At 66.3% G+C, this 21,670-nt stretch carries 17 protein-coding genes; 10 read left to right on the top strand and 7 right to left on the bottom strand.

The features are described 5' to 3' along the window. Nucleotides 1-157: 157 nt before the first annotated feature. Nucleotides 158-1,435, bottom strand: a complete 1,278-nt coding sequence (locus tag F3J45_RS24875) for an acetyl-CoA C-acetyltransferase (protein ID WP_167069432.1) — start codon at nt 1,433-1,435, stop codon at nt 158-160. 118 nt (nt 1,436-1,553) lie between these two features. Between F3J45_RS24875 and F3J45_RS24870 the strand changes: the two genes are divergently transcribed. From F3J45_RS24870 to F3J45_RS24835, 8 genes are all read left to right on the top strand, one after another. After that, nucleotides 1,554-2,906 (top strand): 3-oxoacyl-ACP reductase, encoded by a 1,353-nt coding sequence (locus tag F3J45_RS24870; protein ID WP_167069430.1) that lies wholly within the window; start codon nt 1,554-1,556, stop codon nt 2,904-2,906. Between the two features lie 2 nt (nt 2,907-2,908). Further along, on the top strand, nt 2,909-3,760 hold the full coding sequence (locus F3J45_RS24865; protein ID WP_167069428.1) for a MaoC family dehydratase: 852 nt from the start codon (nt 2,909-2,911) through the stop codon (nt 3,758-3,760). Between the two features lie 65 nt (nt 3,761-3,825). Then, nucleotides 3,826-4,131, top strand: coding sequence for a MazG-like family protein (locus F3J45_RS24860; RefSeq protein WP_167069426.1), 306 nt, complete (start codon nt 3,826-3,828; stop codon nt 4,129-4,131). Then, nucleotides 4,128-4,877 (top strand): methyltransferase domain-containing protein, encoded by a 750-nt coding sequence (locus tag F3J45_RS24855; RefSeq protein ID WP_167069424.1) that lies wholly within the window; start codon nt 4,128-4,130, stop codon nt 4,875-4,877. The genes F3J45_RS24860 and F3J45_RS24855 overlap by 4 nt, the downstream gene beginning before the upstream one ends. Before the next feature lie 21 nt (nt 4,878-4,898). Continuing rightward, on the top strand, nt 4,899-5,531 hold the full coding sequence (locus F3J45_RS24850) for a DUF4136 domain-containing protein (protein ID WP_167069422.1): 633 nt from the start codon (nt 4,899-4,901) through the stop codon (nt 5,529-5,531). Nucleotides 5,532-5,550: 19 nt separating this feature from the next. After that, a complete protein-coding gene (locus F3J45_RS24845; RefSeq protein ID WP_167069420.1) occupies nt 5,551-6,120 on the top strand; it encodes a DUF4136 domain-containing protein in 570 nt (189 codons plus the stop codon). A 201-nt stretch (nt 6,121-6,321) separates the two neighbouring features. Beyond that, entirely contained in the window at nt 6,322-6,792 is a 471-nt protein-coding gene (locus F3J45_RS24840; RefSeq protein ID WP_167069418.1) for an A24 family peptidase, read from the top strand. Between the two features lie 119 nt (nt 6,793-6,911). Beyond that, nucleotides 6,912-7,688 carry a response regulator transcription factor gene (locus tag F3J45_RS24835; protein WP_167069416.1) on the top strand — a complete coding sequence of 259 codons (777 nt, stop codon included), beginning with the start codon at nt 6,912-6,914 and terminating at the stop codon, nt 7,686-7,688. Between the two features lie 21 nt (nt 7,689-7,709). On the opposite strand, the gene pbpC is transcribed toward F3J45_RS24835, so the two are convergent. After that, the gene (gene pbpC, locus F3J45_RS24830; protein ID WP_167069415.1) at nt 7,710-10,064 is read right to left on the bottom strand and encodes a peptidoglycan glycosyltransferase PbpC; all 2,355 of its coding nucleotides are present in this window, start codon (nt 10,062-10,064) and stop codon (nt 7,710-7,712) included. Nucleotides 10,065-10,141: 77 nt separating this feature from the next. Here pbpC and F3J45_RS24825 point away from each other — a divergent pair, with 77 nt between their 5' ends. Then, nucleotides 10,142-10,435 (top strand): hypothetical protein, encoded by a 294-nt coding sequence (locus F3J45_RS24825; protein WP_167069414.1) that lies wholly within the window; start codon nt 10,142-10,144, stop codon nt 10,433-10,435. Between the two features lie 161 nt (nt 10,436-10,596). Here F3J45_RS24825 and F3J45_RS24820 read toward each other — a convergent pair whose 3' ends face one another. Beyond that, complete coding sequence (locus tag F3J45_RS24820; RefSeq protein ID WP_167069412.1) at nt 10,597-15,498, bottom strand: alpha-2-macroglobulin; 4,902 nt, start codon at nt 15,496-15,498, stop codon at nt 10,597-10,599. A 247-nt stretch (nt 15,499-15,745) separates the two neighbouring features. On the opposite strand from F3J45_RS24820, the gene F3J45_RS24815 reads away from it, so the two are divergent. Beyond that, nucleotides 15,746-17,083 carry an MATE family efflux transporter gene (locus F3J45_RS24815; protein ID WP_167069410.1) on the top strand — a complete coding sequence of 446 codons (1,338 nt, stop codon included), beginning with the start codon at nt 15,746-15,748 and terminating at the stop codon, nt 17,081-17,083. Between the two features lie 114 nt (nt 17,084-17,197). Here the strand turns inward: F3J45_RS24815 and speA are convergent, their stop codons facing one another. From speA to F3J45_RS24795, 4 genes are all read right to left on the bottom strand, one after another. Then, nucleotides 17,198-19,111, bottom strand: a complete 1,914-nt coding sequence (gene speA / locus F3J45_RS24810; protein ID WP_167069408.1) for an arginine decarboxylase — start codon at nt 19,109-19,111, stop codon at nt 17,198-17,200. A gap of 152 nt (nt 19,112-19,263) precedes the next feature. Continuing rightward, nucleotides 19,264-19,635, bottom strand: coding sequence for a translation initiation factor Sui1 (locus tag F3J45_RS30410; RefSeq protein ID WP_167069406.1), 372 nt, complete (start codon nt 19,633-19,635; stop codon nt 19,264-19,266). A 294-nt stretch (nt 19,636-19,929) separates the two neighbouring features. Beyond that, the gene (locus F3J45_RS24800; protein WP_167069403.1) at nt 19,930-20,466 is read right to left on the bottom strand and encodes an NUDIX hydrolase; all 537 of its coding nucleotides are present in this window, start codon (nt 20,464-20,466) and stop codon (nt 19,930-19,932) included. A gap of 2 nt (nt 20,467-20,468) precedes the next feature. Continuing rightward, nucleotides 20,469-21,536: a DUF2333 family protein gene (locus tag F3J45_RS24795; protein WP_167069401.1), complete on the bottom strand. Its 1,068-nt coding sequence runs from the start codon at nt 21,534-21,536 to the stop codon at nt 20,469-20,471. Nucleotides 21,537-21,670 lie beyond the last annotated feature (134 nt).

The following is a 21,670-nucleotide window of genomic DNA, read 5'->3' as shown; positions in this document are numbered from 1 at the left end:
CACCCCGATGATGGCCAGAAGCGAATAGCTTCCTCGAACAGGCCTGATACATAGATGCAACCGGGTAACCATGTTCAAAAGCAGCTAGACAATGTTGGCGAGTCCATACATAGGAGCGGGCTTGCCCGCGAATGGGCTGCAAAGCAGCCCCGTGGCCTCAGCGCTCAACAATCACCGTCACCCCTTGCCCACCCGCCGCACACACCGAAATCAGCCCCCGCCCCTTCCCCGCCGTGGCCAGCAGCTTGGCCAGGTTGGCCAGAATCCGCCCGCCGGTAGCCGCAAACGGGTGCCCCGCCGCCAGTGAACTGCCCTTGACGTTAAGCTTGCTGCGGTCGATCGCCCCCAGCGGCGCCTCCAGCCCCAGCCGCTCGCGGCAATAGTCGGCATCTTCCCAGGCCTTGAGCGTGCACAGCACCTGCGCGGCAAACGCCTCGTGGATCTCGTAGTAATCGAAGTCCTGCAGCGCCAGGCCATTGCGCGCCAGCAGGCGCGGCACCGCATACACCGGGGCCATCAGCAAGCCCTCGCGCCCGTTGACGAAGTCCACGGCGGCCGTCTCGCCATCCACCAGATAGGCCAGCACCGGCAACCCCTGTTGCTGCGCCCACTGCTCCGAGCCCAGCAGCACCAGCGACGCGCCATCGGTCAGCGGCGTGGAATTACCGGCCGTCAGCGTGCCCTGGCCGCTGCGGTCGAACACCGGTTTGAGCGCCGCCAGCTGCGCCAGCGTCAGGTCCGGGCGCAAGTTGTTGTCACGCACCAGCCCCAGAAACGGCGTCAGCAAATCATCCTGCCAACCCTCTGCATACGCCGCCGCCAGGTGCTGATGGCTGCGCAGCGCCAACTCATCCTGCTCGCTGCGGCCAATTTGCCAGGTTTGCGCCATGCGCTCGCAATGCTCGCCCATCGACAGCCCGGTACGTGGCTCGCCATTGCGCGGCAGCTCGGGCTTGAAGTGGTGTGGGCGCAACTGCAGGAACGGCTTGAGCCGTTCGCCCAGGGTCTTGCCCCGGTTGGCCTGCAACAGCAGGCGGCGCAGCCCTTCGTTGACCGCGATCGGCGCGTCGGAGGTGGTGTCTACCCCGCCGGCAACACCACACTCGATCTGCCCCAGGGCGATCTTGTTGGCCACCAGCAGCGCCGCCTCCAGGCCCGTGCCACAGGCTTGCTGGATGTCGTAGGCCGGCGTCTGCGGCGACAACCGCGAGCCCAGCACGCATTCACGGGTCAGGTTCATGTCCCGCGAATGCTTGAGCACCGCGCCCGCCACCACCTCGCCCAGGCGCAGCCCATGCAGGCGGTAACGTTCGATCAGCCCTTCCAGCGCCGCCGTCAGCATCGCCTGGTTGCTGGCGGTGGCATAGGCGCCGTTGGAGCGGGCGAACGGTATTCGGTTGCCGCCCAGGATCGCGACCCGGCGTGGTGACTGCATGCGCACTTTCCTCCTGAAATATCTCGATGCCTACAGCCTAGGTGTTTTTGCCGCAGGCGAACGACCTTGCCATAAAGTTGGTCCACACTTGCAAGCTTGCCTTCAGGGAGACCCGCACATGAGCGACCGCTATCTCGGTTTTGCCAACTCCAACCTTGGCCGCCGCCTCGTCGATGCCCTCGGCCTGCCGCGCCCGGCGCCGCTGGAACGCTGGCAGGCCGGCCGCCTGCGCCCGGTGGAAGGCGCCCTGGTACTGGGTGGCGGGCCGTTGGCGCAGCAGGTCGAGGCCATTGCCCCGCGCCTCACCGACGAGGTGTTCAGCTTCCAGGGCGAAGGCCTGCAGGCACCGGCCTGGGTTGCAGGCCTGGGGCCGAAACTCAAGGCCGTGGTGTTCGATGCCAGCCACCTGGCCGACAGCGACGCACTCGCGCGCCTGCGCGAATTCTTCCAGCCGCTGCTGCGCAGCCTGGCCCCCTGTGCCCATGTGGTGATCCTGGGCCGCGCCCCGGAAAGCCTGCAAGACCCATTGGCCAGCGTCGCCCAGCGCGCCCTGGAAGGCTTCAGCCGTTCACTGGCCAAGGAGCTGCGCAACGGCGCCACGGCCCAGCTGCTGTACGTGCAACCTGGGGCCGACGCCCAACTTGAAGGCGCCTTGCGCTTTTTCCTGTCGCCCAAGGGCGCATTCATTTCCGGCCAGGTGCTGCGCTTGCAGCCCTGTGCCAGCCAGGTCGCCGACTGGACCCGCCCCCTGGCTGGGCGCCGGGCACTGGTGACGGGCGCTGCGCGGGGCATCGGCGCCGCCATCGGCGAAACCCTGGCACGCGATGGTGCAGACGTGCTGCTGCTGGACGTGCCCCAGGCGCAGCAAGACCTCGACGCCCTCGCCGCGCGCCTGGGCGGCAAAGCGCTGGGCCTGGACATCTGCGCCGCCGATGCCGCCGAGCGGCTGCTCGACGCCCTGCCAGGCGGCATCGACATCGTCGTGCACAATGCCGGCATCACCCGTGACAAAACCCTGGCCAACATGACCCCGGACTACTGGGACGCGGTGCTGGCGGTCAACCTCAAGGCGCCGCAGCGGCTGACACAGGCCCTGTTCGACGCCGGCGCCCTCGGCGCCGACGCACGCATCACCCTGCTCGCCTCGGTCAGCGGCATCGCCGGCAACCGCGGCCAGGCCAACTATGCGGCGAGCAAGGCAGGGCTGATCGGCCTGGCCCAGGCCTGGGCGCCAACGCTGGCCGAACGCGGCGCCAGCATCAACGCCGTGGCCCCAGGCTTTATCGAAACCCACATGACCGCCGCCATGCCCATGGCCCTGCGCGAAGCCGGGCGGCGCCTGAGTTCGCTGGGCCAGGGCGGGCGTCCCCAGGATGTCGCCGAGGCCATCGCCTGGCTCAGCCAGCCAGGTTCGGGGGCCGTCAACGGCCAGGTGCTACGGGTGTGCGGCCAAGCCCTGATGGGAGCCTGAGCATGAACCGCCCATGGCTCGACCTGCACAGCACCGATACCCGCGCCAGCCTGTACCTGCGTGCAGCCAGCAAACGCAAGATCACCGGCAGCAGCCTGCCCGCCGCCGGCCTGCGCTGTTTCATCCGCGTGCAACCCGGCAACCTTGCGACGTACCGCAAGCTTTGCCACTTCACCGACAATGGCCGGTTGCCGGGCACCTACCCCCATGTCATGGCCTTCACCCTGCAACTGCAACTGCTGACCGCCCACGACTTCCCCTTCCCGCTACTGGGCCTGGTGCACCTGCACAACCGCATCGAGGTGCTGCGCCCCCTGGGCGGCATCGACGGGCTTCGGTTCAGCGTTCATGCCGACAACCTGCAGCCCCATGCCAAGGGCGGCACCTTCGACCTGGTCACGGAAGCCGAAGACGGCCTTGGCCTGCTCTGGCGCGAAACCAGCCGCATGCTGGTGCGCGGCCTGCAGCTCGACGGCCAGCCCGCCGAACCTGCCAACACCCCAGCCCACCCGCTGCCTGAAGCCACCCGCTGGTACGCAGACAGCGATATCGGCCGGCGCTATGCCAGGGTGTGTGGCGACTACAACCCGATCCACCTGAGCGTCGCCAGCGCCAAGGTGTTCGGTTTTCCCCGGGCGATCGCCCACGGCATGTGGAGCGCGGCCATGGCCCTGGCGGCATTGGGCACCCATGTGCCAGCCAGCAAGTACGTTTTCGAGGTGGACTTCCACAAGCCCGTGCGCTTGCCGTCAGAGGTGATCCTCAGCGCCAGCGAGCCGGGGCCTGCCGGTGAACTGCGCCTGGATGGGCATGCCGGGCTGCTGCACATGGCCGGGCGCTGGGCGGTGCGCTAGGGCCGCGCAAGCCACTTGCTTTGCATCGGGCCTGCGCCGAAGCTATGCAGCACGAGGAGACCCCGATGAACTTGCAAGAACTCACCGAACGCCTGCACCAGATTCGCGACAACAACGACTGGCGCGGCTTCCACAGCCCGAAGAACCTGGCCATGGCCGCCAGCGTGGAAATGGCCGAGCTGGTGGAAATTTTCCAGTGGCTGAGCGAAGACCAATCGCGCCAGCTACCACCCGAGCAACTCGCCCATGCCGGCCAGGAGGTCGGCGACGTGGTGCTCTACCTGCTGTTGCTGTGCAGTGAGCTGGGCCTGGACATGGAACAGGTGGTGCAGGCCAAGCTTGCCGACAGCGAGAGGCGTTTCGCCCGATGAACGACCGTCACTTCGATGAACTGGCCACACGCTTCGCCGAAAAGATCTACGGCGGCGCCAAGGGCGCGATCCGCCTGGCGGTGCTTCAGGCAGACCTTGCCGAAGCCCTCCCCGACCGCCCGCTGCGGGTGCTGGATATCGGCGCCGGGCTCGGCCACATGGCCCTGTGGCTGGCCCAGCGTGGCCACCATGTGACCCTGGCCGAACCGGCTGCGCCCATGCTCGAAGGTGCCCGCGCACGCTTCGAGGAGGCCGGCCAGCCCGCCACCTTCATCCAGGCACCGTGGCAGGCGCTGCTCGGCCAGCTCACCGAGCCCTACGACCTGGTGTTGTGCCACGCCGTGCTGGAGTGGCTGGCCGAGCCGCAAAGCATTCTGCCGGTGCTGCACCAGCTGACCGCCCCCGAAGGCTGGTTGTCGCTGGCCTTCTACAACCGCGACGCGCTGGTCTACCGCAACCTGCTCAAGGGCCATTTCCGCAAATTGCGCAGCAACCGCCTGGAAGGCGAGAAGCAGAGCCTGACCCCGCAAAAACCGCTTGATCCCCGTGAGCTCAAGGCGCAACTTGAAAGCCTGTGGCAGGTCGAAACTGAAAGCGGCGTGCGGGTGTTCCACGACTACATGCCCAAGGAATTCCAGGCCAAGGCCGAACTGCTCGACCTACTGGAAATGGAGCTTGCCCACCGCCGCCACCCAAGCTTCGCCGGGCTCGGCCGCTACCTGCACTGGATGTGCCGCCCCCGTTGACCGGCTTGCCGGGAGGATTACATGCCATTGCGTCTTTTGTGCCTGGCCCTGCTGCCACTGGCCCTGGCTGCCTGCCAGGGTACTAACCCCTACGTGGCCAGCAGCCGCCCGCTGCCACCGGCCCCGCCACAGGCCGCCACCACCTTCGACGCCAGTGCCTACCCGGCGCCAGCGCGCGACTATGGACGCTACCGCAGCTGGAGCTGGCGCAACGGCCAATTGCCCGCCGGCAGCGCCGAAGCGGACCCCGGGCAAGTGGCTGACGCCGTCAGCAGCGCCCTGGACCAGCAAGGCCTGCGTCCGGCCAGGGGTGGCCCCGCCGACCTGCTGGTGAGTGCCGACCTGCGCCTGGAGCGGCGCCTGCGCCAGGTGCGCGACTATGACTACGACCCCTATTACGGCCCCGGCCCCTACGGTGGCGCCGGTTTTGCTGGCTACCGCAATGGCTACGGTGCCTACGCCAGCGTGCCGGTGGTGCGTACCTATGAAGTTCAGGTGATGGTGGTGCGTATCGACCTGTACGACGCCCGCAATGGCCAGCCGGTCTGGAGCGCCAGCGCCGAAAGCGGCAGCGACAGGAGCACCCCACGCGAACGCGAGGCCGCTTTGCGCGAATCGGTGCACAAGGCGCTCAGCGGCTATCCTCCCAGTTAACCGTTAACGGAGAACCATCATGTTGCGCCGCCTCGTTCTACTGTCGTTTGCGCTGTTGATTGCGGCCTGTTCAAGCAACAACGTTCAGCAAGACTTCGATGCCAGCCGCGACTTCGCCGGCTATCGCAGCTGGGCCTGGCAGGAGCCGGGCCTGCAGTACCGCCCGGATGACCCACGCATCAAGAGCGACCTGACCGAACAGCGCATTCGCCAGGCCGTGGCCAGCGAGCTCGACCAACGCGGCCTGCGCCCCGCCCAGGGCAGTGCCCGGCCCGACCTGAAGGTACGCGCCTACCTGATCGTCGAGCAGCGCCAGCAGCAGATCACCACCAACTACGGTGGCGGCTGGGGCGGCTACTGGAACGGTTACTGGGGTGGGCCGATGTACAACGAAACCCGCAGTGTCGACTACAAGGTGGCGACCATTCAGGTTGACCTGTTCGACGGCCGCGACGGCAAGCTGGTGTGGCGCGGCAGTGCCGAGCAGATCATGAACAACTACCCGCCAAGCCCCGAGGAGCGCAACAGCGCGATTCAGAAAACCGTGGCCCAGGTGTTGGGTAACTACCCGCCAGGGCGGGCCAAGTAACCGGCAATGGGGGCTGCTTCGCAGCCCATCGCAGGCAAGCCAGCGCCTACAGGTGTGGGAGCTGGCTTGCCTGCGATGGGCCGCAGAGCGGCCCCGACTTTTTCCCTTCCTTTCATGCCCGTTCGTCAGATCGCGTCTACCCTGATTACTAAACCTGACTGAGCGGGTAAGTGTTCAACGAATAGGGAAGGCGACCTGCCAATGCAAAGCATTGTTCTCCTGATGTGGCTTGCCTTGTGCACCGAACAAGATATCCGTGAGCGGCAGATTGCCAACGTGCTGACCCTGGGCTTCGCCACCGGTGCCTTGGTTTGGCTGTTCGCCACAGGCCACAGCTGGATCGGCGCCGACGCCAGCGATGCCGGCTGGGCGCTGGCCATCGTCATGCTGCTGACCTTGCCCGGCTACATGCTCGGCCGCTTCGGCGCCGACGACGTCAAGCTGATGGGCGCCCTGGCCTTGGCCACCAGCCCGCAGTATGTACTGGGCACGTTCATCGGCGCCGGGGTCAGCGTGGTGCTCTGGCTGCTGACCCGCAGGCGGCTGTGGACCCTGCTCAACCCCAAGGTGAAGAAACGCTTGCAGGCGCTGACGGAGGAAATGGGCGACAAACAGGCCTTCGTTCCCTACGTGCTGGCGGGCTTTCTGCTGACCGCCGTATGGATCCAATAAACAGGCCTGTGGTCCGATACCTTGTACATGCCATGTGCAGAATCGCCAGCAGCGTCTACTTTTAAGCTGCCAGAGCGTCTGGCCCGGGAGCAGGGCCACCTACCGACAGGGAGTTGATCGTGAACAAGTCATTGAGTGAGGTGAAGGTTCTGGTGGTCGACGACCAGCCACTGATCGTCGAACAGTTGTGTGAGTATCTGCAAAGCCAGGGCCACCCCTGCGTCGCGGCGCATTCCACCCAGGAAGCCATCGAGCGCTACGTGGCAGACGAAGCCATCGGCCTGGTGTTGTGCGACTTGCACATGCCTGAGCGTGACGGCATCGAGCTGATGAATGCATTGAAAGACCTCTCCGGCCGCCAGCGCATGTTCGAAGCAATCATGCTCACCGGCCGCGCCGAAAAGCACGACGTCATCCGCGCCCTGCGAGCCGGGTTCGCCGACTACTACCAAAAGCCCATGGACCTCGAAGAACTGCTCGAAGGCCTGCGCCGCCGGGAAAAAGTGCTGCTCGAACGCCAGGCCGACCTGCACGACCTGGGCACCCTCAACCAGCGCCTGCAAGACTTGGCTGGTTCCATCGATGAGCTTTACCAGGACCTGGAGAAAGCCCGTGGCCAGGGCGTGCATCGCCGCGCCGGCGACGTCGAGGAAGTGGACGGCGAGCTGCCTTCAGCCTTCGAAAAGCTGTCGCCACGGCAACTGGAAGTGGCGCGCCTGGTCAGCAAGGGCAAAACCAACTACCAGATCGCCTGCGAGCTGGGGATCACCGAAAACACCGTGAAACTCTACGTTTCGCAGGTACTACGCCTGACCCACATGCACAACCGTACCCAACTGGCCCTGGCGCTGACGCCCAGCTCCTCCCCGGTTCACCAGCGCTTCACCACCCACTGAGGCCAGTGGCAAACCGCGGGATCAGTCGCTGACCTGAAAGGTCACCCTCGCGGTTTCGCCACTTTCGTCCAGCGCACTGAGCTCCACCTGCCCGGCCTGGTCGAAGCGTACCAGCAGGCTGTCCTGGCCCTGGGTTTCACCCAGCGGCTGGCCATTGAGGAACCACCAGCGCCGCCCGTCGCCTCCCAGGGCTGAAACGTGCAGTTGCAGGGGCTCACGGCTGGTGGCCGGGCGGCGCAGGTTGTCGCCGCCACGCACCCCAACGATGGACAACGGTGGCGCGCTGGCCGCTACCTGCGGCGGGCACGCCGGGTCGACTGGGGGCAACCGCGCCGCTCGCCGCTCCACCCGCGCCAGCCAAGGCTCCAGCGGTGCCGGCCACAACGCCACCTCACGGGCCGTGGCGCCTGGGCAGCTGCCATCGACACGCAACCCCTGGGCGTTGACCCAGATGCTTTCGCGCAAGCCCAGCCCCAGCGGCTGGTCGGCCGCCATCAGCGTGGGCGGGGTGGTGCGCTCAAGGGTCCAGGCAAAGCGCAGGCGCCGGCAGTTCGGGTCTTGCCGGTTCATCGGCTGGCCCAGTGGCCAGCAGATCGCCGCCACGCCGACGCTGCCGGGTACTTGCTCGACCGGCGGGCGAATGCCGCGCTGGCTGTCGCGGTTGCTGAGCAGGTCATGCACCTGCAGCATCAGCGGCGCCGCCGAAGCCAGGCCAAACTGGCCGGGCACCGGCGTGCCATCGGGGCGGCCGATCCATACGCCGATCAGGTAGCGCGGCCCCACGCCGATCGACCAGGCATCGCGAAAGCCATAGCTGGTGCCGGTTTTCCAGGCCAACTGAGGGCGCTGCACCAGCTCGGCGTGGGGGTCGCGGTCAGGGCGGGCCTGGCCGCTGAGGATACGGCGGATGATCCAGGCCGCCCCCGGTGACATCAGCCGCCGCTCCAGCAGCGGGTCTTGCGGCTGCAGGCGCACTTGCGCGCTGTTGCCGCCACGGGCCAGGGCCGCATAGCCGCCGACCAGGTCTTCCAGGCGGCTACCGGCGCCGCCCAGAATCAGTGACAGGTTTGGCTCGGCCAGGGGCGGCAACGCCAGCGGCACGCCGGCCATGCGCAGCTGCGCGGCGAAACGCTTGGGGCCGTAGGCTTCGAGCAGTTGCACCGCAGGCAGGTTGAGCGACAAGGCCAACGCCGAGCTGGCCGACACTGGGCCGCTGAAACCCATGGAGAAATTGCCGGGGCGGTAATCGCCGTAACGCCGCGGCACATCCTGCAGCAGCGACTCGGAATGGATCAGCCCATCATCCATGGCCAGGCCGTAGAGAAAGGGCTTGAGCGTCGAGCCAGGGGAGCGCAGCGAGCGCACCATGTCGACATGGCCGAAACGGCGCTCATCGGCCAGGTCGATCGAGCCCAGGTAAGCCCGCGTGGCCATGGTTTGCGCATCGACCACCAGGATCGCCGCCGAGGTGCGTTCCGGCAAGCGTGCGCGCCAGCCCAGCAGCAGGTCTTCCAGGCGCCGCTGCAACGCCGCATCGAGGGTGGTACGGATCAGTGGCGGGCTGTCGGCGGTGTTCAGCCGGCGCGCCAGCAACGGTGCCAGCGCCGGTTCCTGGCGCGGGGCAAGCAGCAGCGGCTCTTCCATGGCCTCCTGAATCTGCCCGGCCGGCCACACCTGGTATTCGGCCAGGCGCTGCAGCACCTTGTCGCGGGCACGCTGGGCGCGCTCGGGGTGGCGGTCCGGGCGCAGCCGGCTGGGGGCCTGCGGCAACACCGCCAGCAGCGCCGCCTCGGCCGGCGTAAGGTGCTGGGGGGACTTGCCCAGGTAGGCCCAGCTGGCCGCCGCTACACCTTGCAAGGTGCCGCCGAAGGGCGCGCGGTCCAGGTAGATTTGCAGGATTTCGCCCTTGGACAGGTGCCATTCCAGCTGCGCGGTACGCCACAGTTGGCGCAATTTGCCGGCCAGGGTGCGGTCGTGCGGGTCGAGCAGGCGCGCCACCTGCATCGACAGGGTGCTGCCCCCGGACACCACACGCCCACCGCGCAGGTTGAGCCAGGCAGCGCGCACCAGTGCCAGCGGGTTGACCCCCAGGTGGTGGTAGAACCAGCGGTCTTCGTAGGTCAGCAGGGCCTGCAGGTACAACGGCGATACGTCTTGCGGGCTGACCGGGTAGCGCCAGACGCCGTCGGCATCGGCGAAACGCCACAGCGGCGTGCCGTCTTCGGCGAGCACCACCCGCGCCAGGTCATCGGCAGGCATGGGTAATGGCCACAGGCGATCCGCCAGCCAGGCGAGGCCGCAGATCAGCACCAGGCCAATCGCAATGCCGCGCACAACCCTCCCCGCGCGGGTGCGTGGCCGGGCTAAGCTTGGCATCGGGAACCGACCTGGCCAGGTGATGGCCAAAGGCTTGGGAACGGCACATTCGCCGAATCGTTCATCAGGAAGCAACTATGCATGTAGAAGGTTTTTTTGAATGGCTAGGCCAGGCACTGGGGTCGTTGATCCGCTTTATCGTCGACGCCTTGAGCGGCCTGTTCAACCTGCTGGCCAACGCCGGGGGTAATTTCATCGATGGCCTGGCGCGCACGCTGGGCATGGATACCTCGCTGGTCAGCATCCTGGCGCTGATCGTTGGCCTGATGCTGCTGTACTCGGCCATCCGCGCCTTCATGCGCGCCTCGATCATCCTGGGGATCATCTGGCTGGTGCTGGGGCTGTGGGTGATGAGCTGGGTGATGCACTGAGTTCTCGTAAGCGCTGCGCGCCCCTGTAGGAGCGGCTTTAGCCGCGAAGCAGGCGACGCGGTGGATGGCACGGGCTTCGCCCGTGTTCGCGGGCAAGCCCGCTCCTACAAGGGGCGCGGCGGCCTTCCAAATTGTAGGGAAGACCGCCGCTTCACAAGCCTTCAGCGGGCTTTCACCGTCATCTCCCCCTGCCCATCCCCCACCGCCTGCAGGTTCGGCCGGTACATCGACTCCACCTGCGGTGGCGGCACGCGGTAGGTGCCTGGGGTCACCGCCCGTGCCAGGTACAGCAGGTGCGTGGTGCCATAGCCGTCGAGCTTGAGCGCCGCCACGTAGCGGTCGTCACGGTACTCCTGGTGCACCACGCTGGCGTTCTGCATCGACTCGCGCCACTGCTTCACCGCGCTGCTGGCGTTGTCCAGGCTGGCGGCGCTTTGCGCCAGGTTCTGGTTTTCCAGCTCAAGGCCCGCCGGCAGCAGGTCGACCACCAGGGCGTCCGGCACCCGGTCGCTGGCCTTGAGCGCCAGGTGCACCAGCACCAGGTCGCCACTGCGCAGGTTGTGCAGGTCCAGCGGCTCGCCGTTCATGCCCAGGTAGTCACGGCGAATCTCCATGCCGTTGCCTCCAGCAGCCGGCGCCTGGCGCGGGTAACCCGAAAGGGTCAGCTGCTGGTAGAGGGTGTCGCTGCCTTCGTTCTGCACGCTCAGCGGCGATGCCAGCAATGGCCCTTCGAGCTTCATGCCCGCGTCTGCATTGTTGAACTCGCGCACTTCACCGGCGCTGTCCAGGCGCGCCTTCCACGGCGCTTCCGGTTTGCCCAGCAGGCCACGGCCAGCCAGGAACAGGGCATTGCGCTCCTGGGTCGACAGCCAGCGGTTGGCCGCCAGCTCGTCCGACAGGGCGAACAGGCGCTGGTCAACCTGGTTGCTGGCCAGTTTGCTTTCCTGCAGCAGTGCCAGGATCAGCGCCTGGTCGCGCAGGCTGCTGCCGTAGTCGGCCATCCACCCCTTGCTGCGGCTGATGCCCAGGCCCGCCTGCAGCGCCTGTTCGGCCCGCGGCTTGTCGCCCATGGCATCCAACGCCACCGCCAGCTGCACCAGCGGCAGGCCGGAACGGGCATCGGCGCGGCGCTCGAACAGGCTGCGCAGGGCGGCCAACGGGGCCTGCTGGCTGCGCGACAACACCAGTGCCGCGTACGCCTGCACGGCAAAGCGGGTGTGCTCGGCGTTCTGGCTGTAGTCGACTTCGATCAGGTTGCGCTCCTGCAGGTAGCGCAGCAGGCGCTCGTTGGCCTTCTTCAAGGCCTCGGCCGGCACGCCATAGCCCTGCTCGCGGGCACGCAGGAGGAAGTCGGTGACGTAGGCGGTCAGCCAATATTCCTCTTCGCTGTCCGAGCTCCACAGGCCAAAGCTGCCGTTGTAGCGCTGCATGCCCAGCAGGTGCTCAATGCCCATCTCGATCTTGCGCTTGCGCACCTCGGCCGGCTCACCCTTGATGCCCAGGCGCTTGAGGCTGTCGGCATCGGCATACAGCGAGGGGTACAGGCCACTGGTGGTCTGCTCCAGGCAACCGTAGGGGTAGGCCGCCAGGGCGCGGATCTGCTCGGCCAGGTTCAGCGGCGGCCGGCTCGACAGCGCCAGGCTCGCCTCCAGGCCCGCCGGTTCGAAGGCGGCCAGGTCGCTTTCCGGCAAGGTCCACGGCTGGTCCTTGAGGGCCACGCGGTAATGCTTGAGCAGCGCAGGGTAAGCCGGGCGCACGCCCAGGGTCCATTCACGCTCGAAGCTGTTGCCAGGCTCACCCGGCAACTGCAGGCCATTGACCCGCACATGCACCTTGCCCTGGCCCAGGCCGCCCTGGGCCTGCACCGGAATCATCAGGGTGCTGCGCTGGCCCTCGGCCAGGCTCACCGCTTGCTGGGCACTGGCCGTCAGGCTCAGTTGGCCCTCGGTGGTGATGTCCACGGTCAGTTGCTGGGCGCGGCCCGACAGGTTGGCCAGGTCCAGCGCCAGGCTGGTGCGGTCGCCGCCGGCCAGGAAACGCGGCGCCGACAACTCGGCGATCAGCGGCGCGGCCACCACCGTCTTGCCCTCGGCCATGCCGAAGTGCTCGTCGGTCCAGGCCTGGGCCATCAACCGCAGCTCGCCATTGAAGTCGGGAATATCGACGGTCGCCTCGCCTTCACCCTGGTCGTTCAAGGTCACCGGCAGGCTCTGCTGGGCAACGATGGTCACGGTAGTGTTTGGCCGCTTGCCACCCTTGGCCATCGCCGCGTCACCGCCGAACGCCAGGCTGGCCAGGCGGCCCTGGCCGGCTTCGATCAGTTGCCCGTAGATGTCCAGCTGGTCGGCGCCATAGGCCTTGCGGCCGAACAGGCTGGCGAACGGGTCGGGGGTCTTGAAGTCGGTGATATTGAGGATGCCCACGTCCACGGCGGACAACAGCACATGCACCTGCTTGGGCACGCTGCCATCGGCATTGGCGGCCTTGATCTTCACCGTCAACGGCTGTTTGGGACGCATCTTTTCAGGTGCCTGCAGGCTTACCGCCAGCTTGCGCTCGGCACGTGCCAGCGGCAGGTGCAGCACGCCCACGGCGCGCTTGGGCGTGGCGTTGGCCTTGCGCTCGCCGGGGCGAATCACCAGGGCGCTGATGTACAGGTCGTGGCGGGCCCACTGCTTGTCCAGCTGCACATCGAAGGTTTTGCCCTCGGCGGGCACCTCGATTTCCTGCCACCACAGCGGGCCGTCACTGGATTCGATCATCAGGTAGCCGCTGCCTGCCGCCGGCGGGGTCACGGTGACCTTGGCGGTGGCGCCATCGGCGTAGGCGGGTTTGTCCAGCGCCAGCTTCACCTGGTCCGGGCGCACGGCGCCGCCCTCGGCGTTGTCCTGGGCGCGGTAGCCTGCCCAGAAGCGCTCGCTCGACACCAGGCCGGTTTCAGGGTCTTCGACCTCGACGCGGTATGGCCCCCACTCCACCTGGAAGTTGAGTTTGGCGGTGGAGCCCGCCTTGACGTTGACGGTTTCCTCGCTTTGGGTCAGGAACTTCTCGTTGTAGTTGTAGCTCCAGCCGTCGCTTTGCGAGTAGTTCCAGTAGTAATCGCGGCGTTCGCGGATCAGCCGCACCTTGAGGTCGTTGGCGGCCAGCTTGTGGCCTTCACGGTCGGCGACCAGGAACTCGAACTCCACCGGGCCGTTGCTGTTGGTTTCCTCGCCGTCGAACAGGCCGCGCAGGCCCGGCAGCCGTTCGGCCGGCCAGATCGGCTGCTCCAGGCGGCGGGTAATCGGCCGGCCGCCCGACTCCTGCAAGCTGGCCTGCACGGTCAGTTGCAGTGGCGAACGGGCTTCGGCCCAACGGCTTTCGATATCGACCACGGCCTTGCCGGCCTGGTCGAGGGTAACTTCGTCCAGCTCCAGGTCCTGGTTCAGCTCACCCTCGGTGACCGAACCGAACTGGTAGCCCGGCAGGGCCGGCACCGCTTCGCGCAACGGGCGCACGTAGGCCTGGCCGCTCAGGCGGTTGCCCGCCGCCGGCGCGCCGTAGAGGTAGCGGCCATTGACCTGGATCTGCGCATCTTCGTCCGGTGCCAGGGGCGTGTCGCTGCCTTTGAGTTCCAGCGCCAGGCGCTCGGGCAGGAAGTCCTCGACGAGGAATTCATACACCTGCTTGCGCCCGCCACCCAGGTCGAGCAGCAGTTGCCAACGGCCGGTCGGGGCCTCGCCTGCCAGCTGCAGCTGGTACTGGTAGAGGCCGTTGGCATCGGCCTCCCAAACGAACTTGCGGCTGACCTGCTCGTCGGGGCGGCGCACTTCCACGCTGACCGGCTGGGCCTTCACCGGCTTGCCATCCTGGTCGCGCAGCAGGCCGTTGAGCAGCACGGTTTCGCCCGGGCGATACAGGTCGCGGGGGCCGAAAATAAAGAACTGCAGCGGGTTGGCCTGGGGCCCGGTGATATCGAATTCGGCCAGGTCCAGGGCGGCGGTGTTCAGGCGCAACAGCGTGGTATGCACGCCCTGGGTCGCGATCAGGGTGTCGGCCTTGGCGGTGATCGGCAGCTGGGCGTGGCCGGCGCCGTCGGTCTTGGCCTGGGCCAGCAGCTTGCCTTTGTCGTCGTGCAGCTCAAGGTTGACGTCCTTGAGCGCCTTGCCGCCTTCCAGGGCCTGGGCGAACACGTCCAGGCGGTCGCGATAACGGTGGGCGGACACGCCAATGTCGCTGAGGGTGAACAGCGTGGCCGGTTGCGAATAGTCGTAGGTGCCCGAGGCCCGCATCACCGCCAGGTACACGCCAGGTTCCTGCAGCGGCTTGATCCCGGCGATCGGCAGCAGCACGGTTTCACGGGTGTTGCGCGCCGGGTTGAGGTCGAAGCGGCCGCTGTAGACCAGCTCGGCCATGTCCAAGGTATCCTTGGACTGGTAGTAGTACAGGCTGCTGTTGCGCCCCCAGCTGGCGAGGAAGGTCGACAGCATCTCGGGCTTGACCCGGAAGAACTCGACATCGACCTTGGGCACGTTCAGCGCGATCACCGGCAGGCCTTCGGCCAGGCGCGTAGGCAGCAGCGAACCGCGGCTGGCGAAGCCGACGGTGGGCTGCATGTCGCGGGTTTCCAGGCGGCTCACCGACTCGCTGTCGAGCTGCTTGCCATTGACGGCCAGCAGGCCCTTGTCGACGGTGAGCACCAGCTTGCGCTTCGGCTCCAGGTGGCGCAGGCGCAGTTCCATCTGGTTATCGGAAAGCTCCCAGGCACCATCGAGCTTGCCCTTCACGGTGTCGACCAGGTGCACCTTGGCGGCGAAATCCTGCTTGGCGTCCAGTGGCACGGAGAAGCTGATCGACAGGGTGCTGGCGCCGTCGAGTTGCACTTCCGAGATATCCAGCACGCTGAGTTCACGGCCCTCGTAGCGTTTGGCGAGGACCGCCGGGTCTTCACGCTTGGGCGCCGGCGCCTCGGCCGGGGCACTGGCGGCGGGCTTTTCAGCGGGGACGGGCTTGCCCGGGGTCGAGGAATCACAGGCACTGAGCAGGGCCAGCGCGCAGGCCAGCAACAATCCTTTGTTGAACATGGAGTGGGAACTCTTCGGCAGCGTGTACGTGAGGGCAGCAACTATAGCCTGCTCAGACCAGGTTCGCGCGGATTGGTTGCCTGGCCGTTACAATGCGCCGGGTCGAATATTGGGGCCGCTTCGCGTCCCTTCGCGGGGCATGCCCGCTCCTACAGGTACAGCGCCGGCCATCAAGGCAACGCTATCCTGTAGGAGCGGGCTTGCCCCGCGAAGGGGCGCAAAGGGGCCCTCAACCTCAGGAACCCCGATGTCTCAACTGTCCACCGACTGGCAACACCGCCCCACCCACCGCAAGGTCTGGGCACTGGCGGCGCCGATGATCCTCTCCAACATCTCGGTGCCGCTGGTGGCCCTGGTCGACAGCACCGTGATCGGCCACCTGCCCCACGCCCACCAGCTCGGCGCGGTGGCCGTGGGCGCCACGTTGTTCACCTTCATGGTCGGCCTGATGGGTTTCCTGCGCATGGGCTCCACCGGTTTCGCCGCCCAGGCCGCCGGGCGCGCCGACGGTGCCGCCCTGCGCCAGGTGCTGGTGCAGGGGCTGCTGCTGGCGGTGGCCTTCGCGCTGTTGATCGGCGTGCTGGCGCTGCCCTTCAGCCAGTTGGCACTGCACGCGATGCAACCGAGCGCGGCGTTGCAGCAATCCACCCAGGACTTCTTCCACACGCGCCTGCTCGGCCTGCCGGCCGCGCTGGCCAGCTACGCCCTGGTGGGCTGGTTCCTCGGCACACAGAATGCCCGGGCGCCCTTGGCGATCCTGCTGACCACCAACCTGCTGAACATCGCCCTGAACCTGTGGTTCGTGCTGGGCCTGAACTGGGGCGTGCTGGGCTCGGCCCGGGCCTCGGTGATTGCCGAGTGGAGCGCCGCCCTGCTTGGGCTGGCCCTCACCCGCCCGGCCCTGCGTGCCTACCCCGGGCAGGTCGCCTGGGCTGCGCTGAAGCGCTGGCAGGCGTGGCGGCCCTTGCTGGCGGTGAACCGCGACATCTTCCTGCGCAGCCTGGCGCTGCAGGTAGTGTTCTTGCTGATCACCGTGCAGGGCGCACGCCTGGGCGAAGCCACGGTGGCGGCCAACGCCCTGCTGCTCAATGGCCTGCTGCTGACCGCCTATGCCCTGGACGGCCTGGCGCATGCAGTGGAAGCATTGTGCGGGCATGCCATCGGCGCAGGCGACCGAACCACCTTGCGCCGCTCGCTGGTGGTGGCCTGCGGCTGGTCGTTGTTCACCAGCCTGGGCTTTGCCGGGACGTTCCTGCTGGGCGGGCACCTGTTCATCGACCTGCAGACCGATATCGCCAGCGTGCGCGCAGCAGCCTATCCGTACCTTCCGTACTTGGCGCTGCTGCCGTTGATTGCGGTCTGGAGCTACCTGCTCGATGGGCTGTTCATTGGTGCGACAAGGGCGCGGGAGATGCGCAACGCGATGCTGCTGTCGGTAGTGATCGCGCTGCCATTGGGGCTGCTGATGAGCGGGTTCGGCAACCATGGGTTGTGGTTGGCGTTCCTCGGGTTCATGGCGCTGCGGGCGGTGACCCTGGGGTGGGTGGGGTGGCGGTTGCAGCAGAGAGGGTTGTGGGTTGGGTGAATGAGCGCCGCTTATGCGGCGCATCGCGAGCTATGCTCGCTCCTACAGGGGCTTACGTATTGTTCGTAGGAGCGAGCAAAGCTCGCGATGCGCCGCACGAGCGGCGCGCTCCAGTCACGAAGACAGGTAAGAAGACCGCGTCAGCCCCAGGCGCAAGGCATCCAGGAACTGCGTACGCTCGCGCGCACTGATCTTGGCGCTGGCCACCTTGTCGCGGTAGTGAGTCATCAACTCCTCCGGCGACAAGTGCACATAGCGCAGCATGTCCTCGATGGTGTCGTGGGTCTCGATACCGGCGTGGTACACGCTGCCATCGGCGTTCTGGTAGATGTTCACCGAATCGGTGTCACCGAACAGGTTGTGCATGTCGCCAAGGATTTCCTGGTAGGCACCCACCAGGAACACGCCCAGCAGGTAGTCCTCACCCTCGTTCACCGCATGCACCGGCATGCTGGTTTCGATGCTCTGCTCGTCGACGTACTGGTTGATCTTGCCGTCGGAGTCGCAGGTCAGGTCCTGCAGCACCGCACGGCGCATCGGTTCCTCGTCCAGGCGGTGCAGCGGGATGATCGGCAGTACCTGGCCGATGGCCCAGGTGTCAGGCAGGCTCTGGAACACCGAGAAGTTGCAGATGTACTTGTCGGCCAGCTTGTCGTTGAGCTCGTCCAGCACCTGGCGGTGCGAACGCTGGCGGGCCTTGAGCGAATTGTGCATGCGGCGGCACACGGCGAAGTAGCACTGCTCGGCCAGGGCCTTCTCGGCCAGGCTGATCTTGCCATCGGCATACTGCGCCGCCACGTCGCCCAGGTAATGGGTGGCGCGCCAGTAGGTTTCGGTCACCATCTCGATGTCGGTCGGGCCAAGCAGGTCGACCAGCCATTGCACGGTTTCCGGCAGGGCTTCCTTGTTCTCGATGGTTGGCACGTCGTCGTTGTGCTTCTCCACGTCGGTGACCTGGATCACCAGCATGGCGTGGTGCGCCGTCAGCGAACGGCCGCTTTCCGAGAAGATGTGCGGGTGCGGCAGGCCCTGGGCGTCGCAGAACTCCTTGAGCATGCCCACCACCACGCCGGCATAGTCGTCCATGTCGTAGTTGATGGAACTGGCGTTGCGCGAGTGGGTGCCGTCGTAGTCCACGCCCAGGCCGCCGCCGACGTCGATGTGATCCACCGGCAGGCCCAGCGCACGCAATTCACCGTAGTAGCGAATGGCTTCCTTGAAACCGTGCTGGTAGTCGGCCAGGTTGGCGATCTGCGAGCCCATGTGGAAGTGCAGCAGGCGAATGCCCTGGTCCAGGCCGGCATCGCGGAAGCGCTGCACCACCGAGATCAACTGGGCGGCAGACAAACCGAACTTGGACTTTTCACCGCCCGTGTCGGCCCACTTGCTCGATGCCAGCGACGACAGGCGCACGCGCAGGCCCACCTGCGGCTTGACCTTGAGCTCGGCAGCTTCTTCGATCACCAGGGCCACTTCCGACTCTTTCTCGATGACGATGAACACGTTGTGGCCAAGCTTCTGGCCCATCAGCGCCAGGCGAATGAACTCGCGGTCCTTGTAGCCATTGCAGACGATGGTGCCGCCCTTGGGCGCCAGCGCCAGCACCGCCAGCAGTTCCGGCTTGGAGCCGGCTTCCAGGCCAATGGAGACGTTCTGGGTGGCGATGATGTTTTCCACCACCGCTTCCTGCTGGTTGACCTTGATCGGGTACAGCGCGGTGTACTGGCTCTGGTATTCAAGCCGCGCGATGTTGGCGTCGAAAGCGCCGGTCAGCTGGCGTACGCGGTCTTGCAGGATGTCGGGGAAACGTACCAGCAATGGCAGCGACAGGCCGCTCTGGCGCAACTCGTCGACCTGCTCGTACAGGTCGATCGGCGCGCTGCCGGGGCCGTTGGGGCGCACTTCGACGCGCCCGGCTTCATTGATGGCGAAATAACCAGCGCCCCAATGGCGGATGCCGTAAACACTGCGGCTGTCGGCCACGGTCCATTGGCTACCATCGTCTTTGCGTGTGCGTCGTACGGACATTCAAGTCCCCTATAGATAAGTCGAAGACACTGCCCCGCAAGGAGGCGGGCGCAGTGTAAAAGCCGAAAATGACGATTCGTCCGTGCCCTGGGGTAGACCCTGGCCACGGAAACGAGTTTAGAAAGCGTTGGGCAAAAAATCGCGCAGGCGCATCAGCCGCCGGACTTTTTCGCCTTGAAGCCCTGTTTGGTCAGCTCACCGATCAGCAGCTCGACATGGTCGCCCTGGATTTCGATGACACCGTCCTTCAACGCGCCACCGGTTCCACAGCGGCGCTTGAGGGTGGTGGCCAGCTCCTTGAGCTGGTCGAGGGGCAACGGCACGCCGGTGACGGTGGTCACGGTCTTGCCGCCACGGCCTTTGCTTTCACGGCGTACACGGGCAATGCCATCGCCTTCGGGAATGACCTGCTGCTTGCAGGTGCAGGCATCCACCGGCTGGCCACAGTCGGGGCAATGCCGACCGGCATCGGTGGAATAAACGAGACCGCCCAGGGCGGAGAAGGAAGAAGCTTTCTTGGCCACTTTTGATCCTCTGTGCTGAGGACAAAAACTGGTCGAGCTCACACAGGGAGACCGACCGCGAAGCCCCACTCTGGCAGGGGCGGCGCTACTGCCGCAACGTCCCGCGACAGCCCGAAAAGGGCGCGCAGTGTAACGATAAATCAGGCTGTTGCTAAGTACAGGATTGCGGCATTTTGCGAATGATTTGCGACCCTTGGCCGGCAAGCCCGCCGCCACAGGGTTCATGCAGCCCCAACGGGCCCTCTGGCTGTAGGCGCGGGCTTGCCCCGCGCAAGGGCCGGCCCGGCCATGCCATTACTTCAAGCTGGCCTTGTAGCGCTGCAACGCCGCCAACGAATCCGGGCAATAGGGTTTGGTCTGGCTTTCCGTTTCGGCCTGCTCAAGGCTGACAAACCGCGCCTCCATCACCTCCTCCGGCTGCAAGCGCAGCGGCGCATCCGACACCGCCGAGTACACCGCGCACCACAAGTGGTTGTCTGGCTGGTCGAAGTAGAACCGCTCATGAAAGCGCAGTTGCACACCCTCGATGCCCAGCTCCTCGGCCAGCTCCCGCGCCGCCGAATCGGCATAGGCTTCCCCGGCCGTCACCATGCCGCCTGCCGCCACATCCCAGTACCCCGGGTACAGCGCCTTGCTCAGGGTACGGCGGTGCACGCACAACTGCCCGGCACTGTTGAACAGGAGGATGAACGTGCAACGGCCAATCAGGCCACGCTCACGCAGCTCGGCCCTGGGCAAGGCGCCCAGCAGCTGGTCGTGTTCGTCCACCCAGGCGACCAGTTCACGGTCGGAAGCCGCCCGGTGGGCGGCCTCGTCGGGGCTGATGGCCATGCTCAACCCTGCGACAGCAGCTGGCGCAGGTCGATCACCGCGGCGTTGGCGCGGGAAATGTAGTTGGCCATGACCAGCGAGTGGTTGGCCCACATGCCAAAGCCGCTGCCGTTGAGCACCATCGGGCTCCACAGCGGCTCCTGCGAGGCTTCCAGCTCACGGATGATCTGCCGCACGCTGACCGTGGCGTTCTTCTTCGCCAGCACATCGGCGAAGTCGACCTCGATGGCGCGCAGCAGGTGCGACAGTGCCCAGGCCTGGCCACGGGCCTCGTAGAACACGTTGTCGATCTGCATCCATGGGGTTTCGACCACTTCCTCATCCACCTGCGGCGCCTGGCCGGCAACCACCGACTCGGTCTTCAGGTTGGTGTTGAGCTTGACCCGGCCAACGCTGGCCGACAGGCGCTGGGACAGCGAGCCCAGGCGGGTGGCCACATCACCCAGCCAGTTGTTCAGGTTGTCGGCACGGGTGTAGAAGATCGCGCCCTTGTCGCCGGCGGCCAGGCGGGTCTGGTAGCGGCTCAGCGACTTGATGCCTTCCTCGAACTCCGACTCGCTAGACGGCAGGATCCAGCTCTTGTTGTCGAAGTTGAAACGCGGCTCGGCCTTGGCCAGGTCGGCGTCTTCGGTGGACTGCGACTGCGAGCGGGCGAAGTCCTTGCGCAGGGCGCGGGACAGGTCACGCACCTGCACCAGCACGCCGTATTCCCAGCTCGGCATGTTGTCCATCCACAGGCCCGGTGGGAAGCGGTCGTTGGAAATGTAGCCGCCCGGTTTGTCCAGCAGGGTGCTGGCCACGGTCTTGAGGGTTTCGATGGTGGTGTAGCCGACAACCATCTGCTGGCCATTGCGCTCGGCGGCGGCCTGGGCGTTCTGCTGCACCGGGAACAACGCCGGCTCTTCGCTCCAGTACCAGCCAAGGCCAATGCACACCAGCAGGTACAACCCGATCAGGGTTCCCAGGGCACGGCTCCACAGGCCGCTAAAGTAGCTACGGGCGGCAGCGCCGCGGCCATCGACACGCTCGCGGGGCTCGGCTTTGGCCTCGCGATTTTTCCAGTCCAGCATGGCTTTGTCCTTAATCAGTCACGACGGTTCAGGGGCTTGGACCACAGGCCAGGGCCAGGGTGCCACGGCAAGCCCGCGTCAAAGCACTATAAAGCAGACACCGCCTTACGCATAAGCGACCAATGAGTCAGTAA

Source organism: Pantoea sp. Ap-967, assembly GCF_011752565.1.
Lineage (GTDB): Bacteria > Pseudomonadota > Gammaproteobacteria > Pseudomonadales > Pseudomonadaceae > Aquipseudomonas.
The sequence above is the reverse complement of the archived record's forward strand: the minus strand, read 5'-3'. Positions and strand labels throughout refer to the sequence as shown.